Origin of the sequence: Cryobacterium sp. M25 (assembly GCF_002929635.1) — a bacterium.
Classification (GTDB): Bacteria; Actinomycetota; Actinomycetes; order Actinomycetales; family Microbacteriaceae; genus Cryobacterium; species Cryobacterium sandaracinum.
Genome location: NZ_PJJU01000051.1, coordinates 71,664 through 87,077, shown reverse-complemented (window position 1 = coordinate 87,077; position 15,414 = coordinate 71,664). Strand labels below are relative to the sequence as shown.

The 15,414-nt window shown below is 66.6% G+C and carries 15 protein-coding genes, 1 tRNA gene and 1 pseudogene; 14 read left to right on the top strand and 3 right to left on the bottom strand.

Annotation, left to right across the window (positions count from 1 at the left end; genetic code table 11):
- Positions 1-89 precede the first annotated feature (89 nt).
- Positions 90-1,328: an isochorismate synthase gene (locus tag CXY81_RS08570; protein WP_104170465.1), complete on the bottom strand. Its 1,239-nt coding sequence runs from the start codon at positions 1,326-1,328 to the stop codon at positions 90-92.
- A gap of 59 nt (positions 1,329-1,387) precedes the next feature.
- Between CXY81_RS08570 and ubiE the strand changes: the two genes are divergently transcribed.
- The 12 genes from ubiE to CXY81_RS08510 all read left to right on the top strand — a co-directional run bounded on the left by ubiE (position 1,388) and on the right by CXY81_RS08510 (position 12,464).
- Positions 1,388-2,113, top strand: coding sequence for a bifunctional demethylmenaquinone methyltransferase/2-methoxy-6-polyprenyl-1,4-benzoquinol methylase UbiE (gene ubiE / locus CXY81_RS08565; RefSeq protein WP_104194621.1), 726 nt, complete (start codon positions 1,388-1,390; stop codon positions 2,111-2,113).
- Positions 2,114-2,145: 32 nt separating this feature from the next.
- Positions 2,146-3,216 (top strand): polyprenyl synthetase family protein, encoded by a 1,071-nt coding sequence (locus tag CXY81_RS08560; RefSeq protein ID WP_369828363.1) that lies wholly within the window; start codon positions 2,146-2,148, stop codon positions 3,214-3,216.
- 23 nt (positions 3,217-3,239) lie between these two features.
- Positions 3,240-4,625, top strand: a complete 1,386-nt coding sequence (locus tag CXY81_RS08555) for an FAD-dependent oxidoreductase (protein ID WP_104170463.1) — start codon at positions 3,240-3,242, stop codon at positions 4,623-4,625.
- A 6-nt stretch (positions 4,626-4,631) separates the two neighbouring features.
- Positions 4,632-5,264: an A24 family peptidase gene (locus CXY81_RS08550; RefSeq protein ID WP_104170462.1), complete on the top strand. Its 633-nt coding sequence runs from the start codon at positions 4,632-4,634 to the stop codon at positions 5,262-5,264.
- Positions 5,265-5,645: 381 nt separating this feature from the next.
- Positions 5,646-5,840, top strand: a complete 195-nt coding sequence (locus CXY81_RS08545) for a Flp family type IVb pilin (RefSeq protein WP_104100708.1) — start codon at positions 5,646-5,648, stop codon at positions 5,838-5,840.
- A 134-nt stretch (positions 5,841-5,974) separates the two neighbouring features.
- Entirely contained in the window at positions 5,975-6,364 is a 390-nt protein-coding gene (locus CXY81_RS08540; RefSeq protein ID WP_233194071.1) for a TadE/TadG family type IV pilus assembly protein, read from the top strand.
- A complete protein-coding gene (locus tag CXY81_RS08535) occupies positions 6,352-7,401 on the top strand; it encodes a TadE/TadG family type IV pilus assembly protein (protein WP_104194595.1) in 1,050 nt (349 codons plus the stop codon). The genes CXY81_RS08540 and CXY81_RS08535 overlap by 13 nt, the downstream gene beginning before the upstream one ends.
- Positions 7,402-7,409: 8 nt before the next feature.
- On the top strand, positions 7,410-8,147 hold the full coding sequence (gene cpaB, locus CXY81_RS08530) for a Flp pilus assembly protein CpaB (RefSeq protein WP_158252035.1): 738 nt from the start codon (positions 7,410-7,412) through the stop codon (positions 8,145-8,147).
- Positions 8,144-9,151: an AAA family ATPase gene (locus CXY81_RS08525; protein WP_104194594.1), complete on the top strand. Its 1,008-nt coding sequence runs from the start codon at positions 8,144-8,146 to the stop codon at positions 9,149-9,151. Before cpaB ends, CXY81_RS08525 begins: the two co-directional genes overlap by 4 nt.
- Positions 9,148-10,632: a CpaF family protein gene (locus CXY81_RS08520; RefSeq protein ID WP_104194593.1), complete on the top strand. Its 1,485-nt coding sequence runs from the start codon at positions 9,148-9,150 to the stop codon at positions 10,630-10,632. Before CXY81_RS08525 ends, CXY81_RS08520 begins: the two co-directional genes overlap by 4 nt.
- On the top strand, positions 10,629-11,585 hold the full coding sequence (locus CXY81_RS08515) for a type II secretion system F family protein (protein ID WP_104194592.1): 957 nt from the start codon (positions 10,629-10,631) through the stop codon (positions 11,583-11,585). The genes CXY81_RS08520 and CXY81_RS08515 overlap by 4 nt, the downstream gene beginning before the upstream one ends.
- 9 nt (positions 11,586-11,594) lie before the next feature.
- Positions 11,595-12,464 (top strand): type II secretion system F family protein, encoded by an 870-nt coding sequence (locus CXY81_RS08510; protein WP_104194591.1) that lies wholly within the window; start codon positions 11,595-11,597, stop codon positions 12,462-12,464.
- Positions 12,465-12,590: 126 nt separating this feature from the next.
- Here the strand turns inward: CXY81_RS08510 and CXY81_RS08505 are convergent, their stop codons facing one another.
- Both CXY81_RS08505 and CXY81_RS08500 read right to left on the bottom strand, forming a co-directional pair.
- Positions 12,591-13,079, bottom strand: coding sequence for a YajQ family cyclic di-GMP-binding protein (locus CXY81_RS08505; RefSeq protein WP_104170455.1), 489 nt, complete (start codon positions 13,077-13,079; stop codon positions 12,591-12,593).
- Between the two features lie 25 nt (positions 13,080-13,104).
- Positions 13,105-14,121: a LacI family DNA-binding transcriptional regulator gene (locus CXY81_RS08500; protein WP_104170454.1), complete on the bottom strand. Its 1,017-nt coding sequence runs from the start codon at positions 14,119-14,121 to the stop codon at positions 13,105-13,107.
- Between the two features lie 152 nt (positions 14,122-14,273).
- Between CXY81_RS08500 and CXY81_RS08495 the strand changes: the two genes are divergently transcribed.
- Positions 14,274-14,355, top strand: a tRNA-Tyr gene (locus CXY81_RS08495).
- A gap of 31 nt (positions 14,356-14,386) precedes the next feature.
- Positions 14,387-15,218, top strand: a pseudogene (locus tag CXY81_RS08490) (inositol monophosphatase family protein).
- Positions 15,219-15,414 lie beyond the last annotated feature (196 nt).

Sequence of the window (15,414 nt, the reverse complement as noted above, 5' to 3'; positions counted from 1 at the left end):
GTGTGTCCGTTCCGGTCGAGAGTGACCCGCGGAGCGGGCACTCTCGCCCGGAGCGGGGATCCTCGCTGAGCGGAGTCTGCGGAGGCTTCTCAGCCGAAGGCCTCCACGACGGGGCGGAACTTCATGCGGGTTTCGGCGAGCTCGCGCTCGGGCTCGGAGTCCAGCACGATGCCGCAGCCGGCGTAGGCCGTGACGCTGCCGGCGGGGCTGACCTGGGCGCAGCGCAGGGCGATTGCCCACTCGCCGTCGCCGTCGGCGCCGACCCAGCCGACCGGGCCCGCATAACGGCCCCGGTCAAACGGCTCGAGTTCGCGGATCAGGGCGAGCGCCGTCTCGGTGGGCGTGCCGGCGACCGCGGCCGTCGGGTGCATGGCGGCGATCAGGTCGAGGGAGTTCGATCCGTCGCTCAGGGTGCCCTCGACATCCGTTGCCAGGTGCCAGAGGTTCGGCAGCTTCACGGTGAACGGGATCTCGCTGGTGGTGAGGTGAGAGGTGTGCGGGCGGAGCGAGGCCAGCACGCTCTGCACCGCGAAGGCGTGTTCGTCGCCGTCCTTGGCGGAGGTGGCCAGCTGGAGGGCTGCCTCCAGGTCGGAGGCGGCATCCGCGCCCCGCGACATCGTGCCGGCGAGCACGCGGGCGTTGACCTCCCCGTGGTCGGCGCGGATGAGGGTCTCCGGGCTGGAGCCGACGAGGCCGTCGACCGCGTAGGTCCAGCAGTCGGGGTAGCCCAGCGCCAGCTCGCTGACGGCGCGGCGCAGGTCGGATTCCCCCGGCAGCCGCCCGACCAGGTCGCGGGCCAGCACGACCTTGTTGAGGTCTCCGGAGGCGATGCGGGACACGGCTTCGCCGACCGCGTCGCGGTACCCGGCGGGCGGCAGCGCGCCCGGCAGCAGGGAGATGCGGTATTCGGTGCCGAGAGGACGGCGAGCCAGGGGAATCTCCGGCGGCGTGGTGCCGGTCGGCCAGATGCGCGTCACCCAGCATCGGCCGTTGTCGCGCCCGATGACGACCTGCGGCACGATCAGCACGCTGGTCTGGGCCGAGGAGGCGTCGAAGGCGAAGGCTCCGAAAGCGAGCAGGCCCGTGCCGGTGCTTCCGATCGGGTCGGACACGGTGGCGGCGGCCGCGACGTCGCGCCAGGCGGTGGCGGCATCCGTCAGCCGGGTCGCTCCGGAGAACTCGAGCCGCAGGGCCGTGCCGATGCCGGCCAGACCCTGGTTGCGCCGCATCCAGAGCAGCGGTGCTCGGGTGTCGAGCAGAAGAATCAGTTGGCGGATGTCGGCGATGGGGGTGGTTTCAACCGTTAGAGCCTGAGCATTCACCTGCATAGCCTATGCCAGAGGCTGTGGAGAGCCCGGCGTGTCCGCGGGCAATCTAGACTGTGGGAGTGAGTAGAGCAGACCTCAATAAGCAGCCCGAGCAGGTCGCTGCCATGTTCGATCAGGTCTCCACCCACTATGACCGCACGAATGCCGTTCTCTCGGTAGGAAACGCGGCCCTGTGGCGGATGGCCGCGACCCGCGCCGTGAACCCCCGGCGCGGCGAACGCATCCTCGACATCGCCGCCGGAACGGGCACCTCCAGCGTCGCGCTGACGAAGACGGGCGCGCACGTTGTGGCCGCCGACTTCTCTGAGGGCATGATCGCGGTCGGCCGTTCACGCCACGCGGACAACCCGCAGGTCGAGTTCGTTCAGGCCGACGCCACCGCGCTGCCGTTCGCCGACAACGAGTTCGACGCCGTGACCATCTCGTTCGGCCTGCGCAACGTGGTCGAGCCCAAGAAGGCCCTGGCCGAGTTCTACCGGGTGACCAAGCCTGGGGGGCGCGTCGTGATCTGCGAGTTCTCCACGCCGCCGTTCGCACCGATCCGGCTGGGCTACTTCGCCTACCTCACTCGCGTGATGCCGATGATCGTAAAGCTCGCGTCCTCCAACGCGGAGGCGTACGACTATCTGGGCGAGTCGATCGCGGCCTGGCCGAATCAGCAGACCCTCAGTGTCTGGCTGCGGGAGGTGGGCTTCGACGCCGTCGCCTACCGCAACCTGACCTTGGGTATCGTGGCACTGCATCGCGGCGTCAAGCCGACGGATGCGTCAAACGCACCGTCTTGAATCCTCCCAGATCCGATCGTTAGGCTGACAGAGTGAAACCGAGCATGCCCCTGTTCCGTCGCGGCTCATCCGTGACGAGCCAGCTCGGCCTCAGCGATCGCATTTTCTCGACCGCCCAGGACCGTGGCCTCGCCGCGGGCATCGAAGGGGGAATCGACCAGGTCGAGGCCAGTCTGCTCGCCGAGGTGACCTTTGCCGACGAGATCGCGAACGTCACCAGCCGCTACCTGCTCAACGCGGGCGGCAAGCGCGTGCGCCCCATGCTGGCGCTACTCACCGCCCACCTCGGCAGCGGCAACCACGCGGACGTCATCACCGCGGCCACCGCGATCGAGATCACCCACCTGGCCTCGCTCTACCACGACGATGTGATGGACGACTCGGACAAACGCCGCGGGGTGCCGAGCGCGCAGACCGTGTGGGGCAACTCGGTGGCGATCCTGACCGGGGATCTGCTCTTCGCCCGCGCCAACCAGCTGATGGCACGGCTGGGCGAACGGGCCATCCGTTTGCAGGCCGACACCTTCGAGCGCCTCGTGCTCGGCCAACTGCACGAGACCGTCGGTGCGCAGCCCGGCCAGGACCCCGTGGAGCACTACATCCAGGTGCTCGCCGACAAGACCGGGTCGCTGATCGCGGCGGCCGCCCAGGCGGGCATCATCTTCTCCGACGCCCCCTCCGAGTTCGAAAAGCCGGTGATCGCGTTCGGCGAGAAGATCGGCGTCGCCTTCCAACTCATCGACGATGTGCTCGACCTCTCCCCGCAGCCGGAGGAGACCGGCAAGGTGCCCGGCACCGACCTGCGCGCCGGGGTGGCCACCCTCCCGCTGCTGCGCCTGCGCGAGCGTGCCCCGCACGACGCCGACGCCGCCGCCCTGCTCGAACGCCTCGAACGCGACGTGATGGCCAGCAACGGCGTCGCGACCGCTGCGGCGGACTCCGCGATCACCGCGCTGCGCGAGCACGACGTGACCGGGCAAACCCTCGCCGAGGCCCACGGCTGGGCGCATGACGCGGTCGAAGCCCTCGCCCCGTTGCCGGACGGCTCGGTCAAGAAGGCCCTCACCCGTTTCGCCGACACGATCGTTGAACGATCCAGTTAGACGATCAAGCTAGAAAGGCTTCCATGACCAAGTTGCGATTGGCCATTGTCGGCGCGGGACCTGCGGGTATCTACGCCGCCGACATCTTGCTCAAGGCGGAACGGAACTTCGAGGTTTCGATCGACCTGTTCGACCACCTGCCGGCACCCTATGGACTTGTGCGCTACGGCGTCGCCCCGGACCACCCCCGGATCAAGGGCATCATCACGGCCCTGCGCGATGTGCTCGACCGCGGCGACATCCGCGTCTTCGGCAACGTGCGGTTCGGTATCGACATCACCCTCGACGATCTGAAGAAGCACTACAACGCCGTCATCTTCGCGACCGGGGCCGTGCGCGACGCCGACCTGGACATCCCGGGCATCGACCTGGACGGGTCCTACGGGGCCGCCCGGTTCGTGAGCTGGTTCGACGGTCACCCCGACGTGCCGCGCTCCTGGCCGCTGGAGGGCCAGGAGGTTGCCGTCATCGGCAACGGCAATGTGGCGCTCGACGTCGCACGTATGCTCGCCAAGCACGCCGACGACCTGCTGAGCACCGAGATTCCGACGAACGTCTACGAGGGACTCAAGGCATCGCCGGTGACGGATGTGCACGTGTTCGGCCGCCGTGGACCGACCTCCGTGAAGTTCACCCCGCTGGAGCTGCGGGAACTCGGCGACCTGCCCGATGTGGACATCGTCCTCTACGACGAGGACTTCGACTACGACGATGCCGCGCGGGACGCCGTGGCCAGCAACAAGCAGGTCTTCGTGATCGACAAGGTTTTGAACAAGTGGCGGGAGCGCCCGGCCGGCACGGCCAGCCGCCGCCTGCACCTGCACTTCTTCGCCAAGCCCGTAGAGATCGTCAACGACGGCGAGGGCCGGGTCGGCGCCATCCGTTACGAACGCACCACCCCCGACGGGCAGGGCGGCGTCGTCGGCACCGGCGAGATCCGCCAGCTCCCGATCCAGGCCGTCTACCGCGCCGTGGGTTACTTCGGGTCGCCGCTGCCGGGCGTTCCCTTCGACAGGAAGCACGGCGTGATCCCCAACCGGGAGGGGCAGGTTCTCTGGAAGGGCGACCCATCGTTCGGATCGAAGAGCGCCAACACGCAGCTGTACGGCGTCTACGCGACCGGGTGGATCAAACGCGGACCGGTCGGGCTGATCGGGCACACGAAGTCCGACGCCATGGAGACCGTGCGGCACCTGATCAACGACCTCGGCAACTGGTGGCGACCGGATTCGCCCTCGGAGCAGAGCATCGTGGACCTGCTCGACGAGCGAGGGGTGCAGTACACGAACCTCGACGGCTGGCACCGGCTCGACCAGCACGAGCTCGCGCTCGGCTCCGACGAGGGTCGCACGCGAGTCAAGGTCGTTCCCCGCGACGAGATGGTCACGATTTCCCGCGGCGTGAGGTAGACGCGCGTGGCGCCCTGGCTGTCGATTGTCGCCGGTCTGATCGGCGCCGCACTCGGGGTTTTCATGACCGGGATTGCCGAACGGATGCTGCGCATCCGCCGCCGCTTCGTCTGGCCGGTGCGTGCCGCGGTGACCGTGTCGACCGGCCTGCTGGTCGCCCTGGTCGTGTGGGAGTTCGGGGTCGGGTGGGAGCTGCCGGCGTATCTGTACCTGGCGCTGATCACGGTGGTGCTCAGCGTCGTCGACATCACCGAGAAGCGTCTGCCGAACGCGTTGGTCTACCCCTCGCTGATCGTGCTGCCGATACTGTTGACGCTCGCGGCGGCGGCATCCGGGGCCTGGCAGGCCCTGCTCGGGGCCTTCCTTGGCGGTGCCGCGCTGTTCGCGTTCTATCTCGTACTCGCCCTGATCTCGCCCGGCGGCATTGGCATGGGCGACGTGAAGCTGGCCACCGTGATCGGCCTTGCGCTCGGCTACCTGGGCTGGACCCCGTTTCTCGTCGGTGCTTTCGGTGCCTTCCTGATCGGCAGTCTGGTCTCGCTGGTCGCCCTGGCGCTGCGCCGGGTGACCCTGCGGAGTTCCATCCCGTTCGGGCCGTCCATGCTCGCCGGGGCCTTTCTCGGCGTGATCCTGGGCTGAAGAACCCCCGGCACGGGGGTAGGGCGATCGTGGAGACGGGGTTACGGTGACTCTGTCGTCGACCCTACGGCGAGATCGCTTCACCCGAGGAGCACCTGTGTACCCGATTTTTCCTGCCCGCAGCGCGCCTGGAGACACCTCCCGCGCGATTCCCTGAGCCACTCGAACTGATCGGCTCGAACCCGAATGACGGCCTCGCTCGCGACAATCCCACCTCGCGAGTCATTGTCATGCTGCTTTCAGTATTTCTTCAGCTTTCATTCAGCTGCCCCCAGACGGGGACCCCCTCTTCTGGGGAGTAGTGAGGTTTTCTCGGCGAACGTAACTTGTGGTCATTCGCTCGGCCGCCCTGGCCGGCCCACACAGAACGGAAAACCCGAGATGAAGTTCTACACCAAAATTCAGGCCCTCATGAACAGCCTGCGCACCGACGAAGAGGGCGCCACCGCAGTGGAGTACGGCCTCATGGTCTCGCTCATCGCCGTCGTCATCATCGGCGCTGTCGGCGCAATCGGCCTCGCCCTGACGGGGATGTTCAATGGCGTTGCGGTCGACCTCGGCGGCACCCCCGGCTAACCGACGCGTGCCCGGCGGAGACTGACCGCCAGAACCCCGTGCGCCGGCGGCGGCTTGCCAAGGCGAGCCGCCGCCGCCCGCACTCACCCCCGACTTTCACCCGCAACGCCAGGCCTACCCGAAGGGGCCACCAAATGATGCGTTTCCTCCATCGACGAGGCGAACGCGGCGCTGCCGCCGTGGAGTTCGCGCTCGTGCTGCCCATTCTCCTGCTGCTGGTGCTCGGCCTCATCGAGTTCAGCCGGCTCTACAACATTCAGATTTCGCTGTCCAATGCGGCCCGCGAAGGCGCCAGGAACATGGCGATTCACAACAGTCAGTCGACGGCCAAGGCCGCGGCCATCGCCGCCGCCCCGTCAATCAGCCCGAGCGTGTCGGGCGGCCAGATCTCGATCACGCCCGCGGCGTGTGCCGCCAACCAGGCCGTCACGGTCACCATCACCTACAGCGTGTCACTTCTGACCGGTTATTTCGGCACCACGCTTCCCCTGACCGGCAAAGGAGTCATGCTATGCGGTGGTTGAATCGTGGGCTTCGTTCCGAGCGCGGTGCGAGCGCTGTGATGGTCGGTATCCTGCTCGTGCCTCTGCTGGGGTTCGTGGCGATTGCAGTCGATGTCGGGGCCCTCTACGCGGAGCGCGCACAGCTTCAGAACGGCGCGGATGCCGCTGCCCTCGCCATCGCCCGCGACTGCCAGGACGGTGTCTGCACCGATCCGGCCGGCGGCGCCGCGCGCTTCACCAACGACAACGCGAATGACGGCGCCGCCAACGTGCTGGCACCGAGCATCAGCATGGCTAACAAGACCGTAACGGTCTCCGACAGCACCCGCGTCGCCGGCACCAATGCAGGGGCCATCAGCCACCCCTTCGCGCGGTTCATCGGCGTCGACCCTACGACCGTGGGCGCGACCGCCACGGCGCAGTGGGGCGGCCCGGGGTCCGGCCCCGTGCTCGCGCTCGCGCTGTCCTGGTGCGAGTTTCAGGAGTCGTTGGCGGCGTCGGGCAAACATGTGACCATCCGCACCGACACCAACAAGATCTGCAAGCACGCTCCCTCAGAGGAAGTCATCCCCGGGGGATTTGGTTGGCTTGACAACGCCAACGCCTGCGTGGCGATCGTCAACTTGAGTCTCAACCTTGACGCGGCCGGGCAGCTCTGGGTGGGCAGCGACGCCGGCGGGAGTGTGAACACCGACTGCAAGTCGAAGCTGGAAAGCCTCAAGGGCACGACGGTGCTGGTGCCGATCTATGACCGCGTTCGTGGCACGGGAACCAACGCCGAGTATCGCATCTTCGCCTTTGCCGGGTTCACCATCACCGGCTGGAACTTCCCGTCCACCAAGGTCCTCGATCCACTGGCCCCGCTCTGCCCCGCCGCAGCCCCAACAGCTCCCAAGGCTCCCAAGGACCCCAAGGCCCCTAAACCCTGCGATGAAAGCGACAAGAGCAATAACTGGAACGGCATCCAGGGCTACTTCAATAAATGGGTCTCCATCGACGGGGCGTTCGGACTGGGCGGGCCTCAACTCAACGCAACCAGCGTCAACCTAATCAAGTAGGAGCTGCAATGAAAACCCGACTCATTGGCGCGATCCTCGCGATCGTTCTGGCCATCGTTGGCACCGTCGTGCTCACCGGTTACGTGAACAGCGCCGACGCGCGAGCAGCCGACGGCGCCGAGTTCGTATCGGTCTACCTGGTCGCCGATGAGATCCCAGCCGGCACCGAGGCGAGCGCGATCACCGACCTCATCACCGCGAAGCAGATCCCGGCCCTCGCCGCGGTGCCGGGCCGGGTGACGAAGCTGAGCGACCTGAAGGGCCTGGTGGCGGACACCGCACTGATGCCCGGCGAGCAGCTGCTCGAGTCTCGCTGGGTGACGCCCGCCACGCGGGCGGCCAGCGGAGACGTCGCACTGCCGGAGGGAATGCAGGCGGTCAGCATCGCCCTTCCCGTCGAGCGGGTGGTCGGCGGCACGATCAAGCCGGGCGACACCGTCGGCGTCGTGATTTCCGCCACCATCAAAGGCGCTGACGGCGCCGAAGACACGCCAATCAGCCGGCAGGTCTTCCACAAGGTGCTCGTCACCGCGGTACGCGAGGGAACCAGTACGCCCCCTGCCGACGGAGCGGACGCGGCAGCCGAGGCAGCCGAGACCGTCATGGTCACTCTTGCTCGGCCGACCGCAGATATCCAGAAGTTGGTTTGGGGCAAGGAATTCGGCAGCGTGTGGCTCACCATCGAGCCGAAGACGGCTGATGAGACCGGTTCAGCGGTCGTCGACGGAAGCGTCGTGTTCCAATGAGCCGCCCACGACTGAGCCCCTGGCGTGACGGGGTGCTGGGGTCGGTAGCGCAGACGGCCTCGGCCGTCGGACCCGGCGACGAAGCCCGGGATGGCAGCCCGGGCGAGATCGGGCTAGCGGATGTCACCGCACTCGACGACCGGTCGGCAGCCGATGAGCAGGAACCGTCCACCCTCGAACCCCCTACCCTCGACCCGCCCACGACCGAGGAGACTCCGGAGCCGGAGGTCATCCCGCGCCAGACCATCGCGGTGGTGGCCGCCAAGGGCGGTGTCGGCAAGACGACGATCGCGACCAACCTGGCCGTCGGCCTCGCCAAGCTGGCCCCGCTGTCGGTGGTGCTCGTCGACGCCGATGTGCAGTTCGGAGACGTGGCCATGGCCCTGTCGCTGACACCCGGACGCTTCCTGCCGGATGCCGTCACCGCCGTCGCGGCCAACGACGCCATGGTGCTCAAGGCCTACCTCACCCCGCATCCGGACGGCTACTACGTCGTGTGCGGCGCGGAGTCGCCGGCCGACGGGGACCGGGTCACCGGCGAGCAGCTCGGTCACCTGATTCGCCAACTCGCCGGGATCTTTCGGTTCGTGATCATCGACACGGCGCCCGGCCTGGGTGAACACGCGTTGGCCGCCCTCGAGGCTGCCACAGACGCCGTATTCCTCTGCGACATGTCCGTGCCGGGTGCACGCGGCCTGCGCAAGGAGCTCGCCGTTCTCGCCACCATCGGCATCCTGCCGCCGGCCCGTCATGTCGTGTTGAACTTCGCCGACCGGGTGAGCGGGCTGAGCGTGAAGGACGTCGAGGCAACGATCGGTGTGCCGGTGGACGTCGCCGTTCCCCGATCGAGCCTGGTGACGCTGTCCACGAATCGTGGCATTCCGCTGCTCCAGAACGGAAAGAAAAATCCAGCGTCGGCTGCCCTCACGGAGCTGGTGCGCCGATTCGACCCCAGCGGGTCGTTCAAACGCGGTCGCTTGCATCGAAGGGTGGTTGTCGCATGAAACTGACCGACCGAGTGGAGGCGGCACGCCGCGATGGTCCACTGCACAAGCTCGACAAGAAGACCGGCAACGGCAACCTCTCTGCATCGAGGGCGGTGACGGACGTTGCCCTTCAACCCTCCACCGAGGCCACAGCTGCACCGGAGGCTCAGGCTCCCGCTCCGGAACCCGCGCCCATCCCGGCGCCGCCGCTTGACCCACTGGCAGAACTCAAGGAACGGGCGGCACAGGAACTCTTCGGCCGTATCGGCACGCGCCTGAACGACCCGAGCCTGAGTGAGGAACAGCTGCACTCGTATGCCAGGGCTGAACTCGGCAGCATCGTCGCCGCCGAACAGGTTCCGCTCAGTCCGGAGGAGCGCACCCGGCTGATCGCCGAGATCGGTGCCGACGTGCTCGGGTTCGGCCCGCTGGAGGCACTGCTCGCCGACGTCGGCGTGACCGAGATCATGGTCAACGGCCACGAGCAGATCTTCGTCGAGCGTGACGGCCAGCTCAGTCGCAGCGCTGCCCGCTTCACCAGCGAGGCCCAGCTGCGCCGGGTGATCGAGCGCATAGTGTCGAAGGTCGGGCGCCGCATCGACGAGTCGTCGCCGCTGGTGGACGCGCGCCTCGCCGACGGCTCGCGGGTGAACGCGATCATCCCGCCGCTCGCGGTCGACGGCTCCTCGCTCACGATCCGCAAGTTCGCGCGCGAACCTTTCACCGTGAACGACCTGGTCGGCTTCGGCACGCTGAGCGCCGAGATGGCCCAGGTGCTGGATGCCTGCGTGAAGGCCAAACTCAACATCATCGTCTCCGGTGGCACCGGAACCGGGAAGACGACGCTGCTCAACGTGCTCTCCGCCTACATCCCCTCCAGTGAGCGCATCATCACCATCGAGGACGCGGTGGAGCTGCAGCTACAGCAGGACCATGTGATCCGGCTGGAGTCCCGGCCGGCCAACATCGAGGGTAAAGGCGAGGTCACCATCCGTGACCTCGTGCGCAACTCCCTCCGGATGCGGCCGGACCGAATCGTGATCGGCGAGTGCCGCGGTGGCGAGAGCCTGGACATGCTGCAGGCGATGAACACCGGGCACGAGGGATCGATCTCGACCGTTCACTCGAACTCGCCGCGCGACGCGATCGCCCGGCTCGAAACCCTCGTGCTGATGGCCGGAATGGACCTGCCGCTGCGCGCCATCCGAGAGCAGATCTCGTCGGCGATCGATGTGATCATCCAGATCACCAGACTCAAGGACGGCACCCGTCGGGTCACGCACGTGACGGAGGTCCAAGGCATGGAGGGTGACATCGTCACCCTGCAGGACGCCTTCGTCTTCGACTACAGTGCCGGCGTCGACGAGGCCGGACGCCTGCTCGGCCACGCGGTGGCGACCGGGGTGCGGCCCCGGTTCGCCGACAAATTCCGGGACCTCGGAATTCCGTTGTCCCCGAGCGTGTTCCAGGCCAACCTCGTCACCCGGAGCCAGAGATGAATGAGCTGGCCCTCTACGGAGGAATCGCCGCCGCGCTGATCGCCCTGTTCGTGGTCGTCTTCCTGGTGATCGCACCACCACGGCCCCGGGTGCCGCTGGAACGCCGTCGAGCGCCGGGTGCGGTGGACACGTCGACCCTCACCCGGGTGACCGACCGCACGGTCGAGGCCATCGAGGGGGCGATCCTTCGTCGCGGCCGCGCGCCGTTCACCGCGGAGGAACTGGAACAGGCCAGCATCCGGATGCAGCCGTCCGGCTTCGTGCTCATGGTGCTCTCGACGTCGACCGTGCTGGCCCTGACCGGCCTGCTCTTGGGGAACGGCACCTTCTGGGCGATACCGCTCCTGGCGACCTTCGCGGCGCTCGGCCCGATCGGAGCGAAGGTGTTTCTTCACGTGCGGGCGGGGCAGCGTCGCGCAAAGTTCGCGGAACAGCTCGACGAAACCCTTGCGCTTCTGGCCGGCGGCCTGCGGGCCGGTCACAGCCTGCTGCGGGCGGTGGACGCGGCCTCCCAGGAGACGCCGTCGCCGTCGGCGGACGAGTTGGCTCGGGTCGTGAACGAGACTCGCATCGGCCGGGACCTCGGTGATGCTCTCGACAACACCGCCACCCGGATGCGGAGCGAGGACTTCCAGTGGGTGGCGCAGGCGATCGCCATCAACCGTGAGGTCGGCGGCAACCTGTCCGAGGTGCTCGACCGGGTGGGCCACACCATCCGGGAACGCAACGAGATCCGTCGCCAAGTGAAGTCGCTCGCCGCCGAGGGAAAGATGTCAGCCTGGGTGCTGATCCTCTTGCCGATCGGGGTGTTCACGTTTCTGCTGCTGACGCAGCCGAACTACTTCGCCGGCTTCTTCGGCAGCATCTGGGGCATCGCCGCCCTGGTCGTCGCCGCCATCCTGCTCGTCGCCGGCTCATTGTGGATGATGGCCGTCGTCAAGGTCAAGTTCTAGGAGAATCCAGTGCCTTCACTCATCGCAATCCTTGCCTCGTTGGCCGTTGCCGGCGGGTTCGCGGTCCTGGTCGGCATCCTCGTCGGCGGTCGCGCCGCCAAGCCGATCACCGACATCGGGGATGCAGGTCTAAACCTCGTCGGGACGACCGCAGCGCGCGTCAGACGGGGTCGAACGATGCGCGAACTGGCCCCCCGAGGGTACCTCGGGATGCTCGAACGCAGGCTGGCGCTCGCCGGTCGGCCCCCGGCCTGGACCATCGACAAGATCCTCATCGCCAAGCCGCTCGCGGGCACCGCCGGTGCGCTCCTGGCGCTCCTGTGGATCAGCGGGGACCCGGTCCCGACGCGATTCGTGCTCGGTGCGATCCTTGTGGTTCTGTGCTTCTTCGTGCCCGACCTTCTCCTGATCAGCCGCGGGCAGGAGCGACAAGAGAAGATCCAGAACTCCCTGGCCGACACCCTTGACCAGATGACGATCGCCGTGGAGGCCGGTCTGGGCTTCGAAGCGGCGATGGCCAAGGCGGCAACGAACGGCAAGGGGCCGCTCGCGGAGGAATTCATCCGCACCCTGCAGGACATGAGCATCGGCCGCACCCGAACGCACGCCTATCAGGCGCTCGGCGACCGCACCTCGTCATCGGACCTGCGCCGGTTCACCCGGTCGGTCATTCAGGCCGACACCTACGGCATCGCGATCGCGGACGTGCTCCGGGTGCAGGCCGGGGAAATGCGCCTGCGCCGCCGTCAGCGCGCCGAAGAGAAGGCGATGAAGATCCCGGTCAAGGTGCTCTTCCCGCTCATCTTCTGCATTCTGCCGGTGCTGTTCATCGTGCTGCTCACCCCAGCCGTGCTGAGCATGATCGAAGCGTTCTCCTGAACATCGCCGGAGCCGAACGCGCTCCTAACGAATTCGACGGAGATTCTGCTGTAAAAACACGCTTTCAGGCATTTCCGCGGCGAAATCGGCAAAATCTCCGTCGAATTGGTGAATGCAGGCGTGGGACTAGCGGAAGTTGACGAACTGCAGGGCCACGTCGAGGTCTTTGCCCTTGAGCAGGGCCATGGTGGCCTGCAGGTCGTCGCGGCTCTTCGAGCTGACCCGCAGCTCGTCGCCCTGGATCTGGCTCTTGACGCCCTTGGGGCCCTCGTCGCGGATGATCTTGTTGATCTTCTTCGCATTTTCCTGGTCGATCCCTGCCTTCATCGAGGCCTCGATCCGGAATTCCTTGCCCGAGGCGAAGGGATCGCCAGCGTCCAGGCTGCGCAGGGAGATGCCGCGCTTGATCAGCTTGGATTCGAAAACCTCGAGGATGGCCTTGACGCGCTCCTCGGAGTTGGCCTTCATGAGCACCTTCTCGCCGCTCATCTCGATCGAGGCGCCGACATTCTTGAAATCGTAGCGCTGTGCGACCTCTTTGTGCGCCTGGTTGAGGGCGTTGTCGACCTCCATCGGGTCTACCTTGCTGACGATGTCGAACGTTGAGTCTGCCATGCCTGCAATAGTACCCAGTGGGTGCCTATTCGCCCGGCCGGGCGGTGCTGGAGCGCACGAGGAGCTCGAATGGCATGGGGGTGTTCAGGGACGAGAGCTGGTTCTGGCCCGGACGCAGCCGGTCCAGCAGGATCTCGACGGCCTTCTCGCCCTGCCCCTGCGGAAACTGGGCGATCGTGGTGAGGCCGAAGAAGTCCGCGAGTTCGTGGTCATCGATTCCGATCACGGACACGTCCCGCGGCACGACGAGGCCGAGGTCCCGTGCGGCAAGGATGACTCCGATCGCCATCTCGTCTGAGCCGGCGAAAACGGCGCTCGGCCGACCGTGCGGGTTGCCAAGAAGTTGTGTGGCCGCTTGGTAGCCGCTTTTCATCGTGAAGTCCGCAGGCTTGAACAATTCGGCAGTTGGAGTGATTCCGGCTGCCGTCAGGGCTAACTCATAGCCGACCCGGCGGTTGGTTGGAAGATGGAAATCCCGGTCGACGTCCTCATTTCCCCCGATGTGTGCGATCCGTGTGTGGCCCAGGGAGAGCAGATGTTCCGTGGCGAGCCTGGCCACGGCAACATCGTCGATCGTGAGCGTGCGAACACCCTCGATCGGGCCGCCGACGCCGACCAGAGGCTTGTCGAGTGCGTGCAGGGTGGCGACTTCGGTCGTGGTCAGTTCGAGCGAAATCGCGATGACAGCATCCACTCTCTGACGCAGCAGGAAATGGTTGAACACGATGCGGCGCTCGCCTCCGCCGCCGGTCAGGCTGAACAGGGTGAGGTCATAGCCGTTCTTCAGAAGGGATTTCTGAGCACCCTCGACAACGCTGGAGAAGAACCAGCGGTCAAGGAACGGAACGACGACACCGATGTTCTTCATCCGGCCGGAGGCGAGACTCGATGCCGTGGAGGAGACGACGTAGCCGAGTTCCCCGGCGGATGCTTCGACCTTTAAACGGGTGGCAGGGGACACATGGCCGTTGCCGCTGAGTGCGCGCGAAACAGTGGCGGTAGAGACGCCCGCGTGGCGGGCGACGTCATCGATGCCTACCATGAGGTTCCTATCGGGAATGAAGTTGCGTCATCTCCGATCATATCCACCGTCCGATAGGTACCGGACGTGCCGATTTCTCACTGGGGACCAAAACCTTGTATTCTGACTGAGCGTCTCCGGTCACGTGTTTTGCATATGGTCGGGTGCGTACTGGCAAGTTACCCAAGTGGCCAAAGGGATCTGACTGTAAATCAGCCGTCTTAGACTTCGGGGGTTCGAATCCCTCACTTGCCACTCTCTCTTCCGCATCATTTAGCGTTGCACCATGACCACACGTGCCTCAGCCGGATTGCTTCGCCTCGCCCAGGACACCGCGCTCGCCGCGGGGCAACTGGCTGCCCGGCGGAGAACTGTTGGGGTGCAGGTCGCCGCGTCGAAGTCCTCCCCGGAAGACGTCGTGACCCTGGCCGACCGGGAAACCGAGTCGCTGATTCGGGCTCTCCTGGCCGACGCCCGGCCCGATGACGGTTTCTTCGGCGAGGAGTCGGCGGCCACCCGCGGCACATCCGGCCTGACCTGGGTCGTGGACCCGATCGACGGCCCCGTCAACTACCTCTACGGTTTTCCGGTCTGGGCGGTCAGTATCGCCGTCGTCGAGGGTGACCCCGATCCGGCCACCTGGACCACGCTGGCCGGCGCCGTCTACAACCCGACCGGTGACGAGCTGTTCACCGCGGCAGCAGGTGACGGGGCGTGGCGGCGCCCACCGGCTGCAGGTGCCGACGGACGTGCCGCTGTCGCTGGCGTTGCTGGGCACCGGTTTCTCCTATCGCGCGGCCGAAAGAGAGCGGCAGGCGGACGTCGTGCGGGGCCTGATCGGCGAGGTACGGGACATCCGTCGCATCGGGTCGGCCGCACTCGACCTGTGTTCGGTTGCCGCCGGGCGGTTGAACCTCTATTACGAGCGCGGGCTGAGCCCCTGGGACCACGCGGCCGGCGCGCTGGTGGCGCGCGAGGCCGGCGCTCGAGTCGGTGGCTTCGGAGCCGACCGCGAGGGTATGGGCCTGCTCATTGCCGGGGCTCCCGACCTTTATCGGGTCTGCCAACCCCTTCTGGCCAAACTTTTCGATGACTTCATGGCCGACGCGGAAGCGTAGGCGACTGAACCGCTTCGAACGAGACGGATGCCGCGGAAACACCGGTGACCGACGTGCTCGTGGCGGCCCGGAGAGATCGCCGGAAACGGAGGCAGTGCCCCTTTTTCGGGTGTCATTCTGCTTCGAAGAGTAGGGATAACCGGCCTCCGGGCGGTAGCCTGTACTGATTCGTTACTTTGGTTGAGGCCAAGACGAC